Origin of the sequence: Mesorhizobium sp. M0159 (genome assembly GCF_040322295.1) — a bacterium.
Classification (GTDB): domain Bacteria; phylum Pseudomonadota; class Alphaproteobacteria; order Rhizobiales; family Rhizobiaceae; genus Mesorhizobium.
In genome coordinates this window covers 1-920 of record NZ_JAMYTF010000139.1, presented here as the reverse complement: position 1 = coordinate 920, position 920 = coordinate 1, and the positions used below count along the sequence as shown (strand labels likewise).

At 62.0% G+C, this 920-nt stretch carries 2 protein-coding genes; one reads left to right on the top strand and one right to left on the bottom strand.

The window, feature by feature from the left end; genetic code table 11:
- Positions 1–575 (bottom strand): amidase family protein (locus NKJ32_RS35420; RefSeq protein ID WP_352830594.1); only part of this gene is annotated, 575 nt, incomplete at its 3' end.
- Between the two features lie 89 nt (positions 576–664).
- Between NKJ32_RS35420 and NKJ32_RS35415 the strand changes: the two genes are divergently transcribed.
- On the top strand, positions 665–920 hold a 256-nt coding region (locus NKJ32_RS35415; protein ID WP_352830591.1), incomplete at its 3' end, for a LysR family transcriptional regulator.

Below are 920 nucleotides of genomic sequence, written 5' to 3'. Positions count from 1 at the left end.
CCGCCGTCGGTCCCAAGGTGCAGCACGCCCGCGCCGCTCGCCGCCGCTGCTGCCGCTCCTCCGGAAGAGCCGCCGGGCGTTACATGCGGGTTCCAGGGATTTCTTGTGATGCCGCATAGCGCACTGTCCGTGACGGCCTTCCAACCGAACTCCGGCATCGTTGTCTGCCCGATGAAAACCGCGCCCGCCTGACGCAAGCGAGCGACGGAAGGGGCGTCTTGCTGGACCGGCGTGGCATCAGTCGCCCGGCTTCCGTACCGCACGGTCCAGCCCTTGACATGAACGATGTCCTTCAGGGTCGTCGGTATCCCATCAATCGGGGAGAGTGGCTCGCCCGCCGCCCAGCGCTTTTCTGCCATTCGGGCGGCATTCAGCGCGCCCTCAGGGTCGAGAAAGGTGAAGGCGTTGAGCGAAGGCTGAACTTCCTCAGCCCTGTCCAACGCAGCTTGGGTAACCTCGACGGGCGACAGTTCTTTTCGCCGATAGGCGGCGGTCAGCGAGGCCGCATCCAGGCGACAAAGCTCGGAAGCGTCCGGTGCCGAGTTGGCAGGACTTTGACTGCTCTCCAATTTCATTCCCCTTGTCATTTTTTTGACACTATACCCCGATGTCAAAAACTTATAAAATGCATAATTTGGTGCGCATCCTTGCATGAAATGGACTGATGAATCTCACGCTCCGCCAGCTTCGCTATATTTCGGTCGTGGCAGACAACGGCTCCGTCGCGGCAGCCGCACGCACATGCCGCATCGCACATTCCTCGATACTGGCTGCCCTTTCCCAGGCAGAGATCGAGATGGGCGTCCGCCTTTTCGATCGGCGTCCATCGCGCGGCGTGGGTCTCACTCCGGCCGGCGAGCGCTTCGTCGCTTCAGCACGACGCCTCCTGGCTGCGGAAGCAGAGTTCGAGAGGACCATGG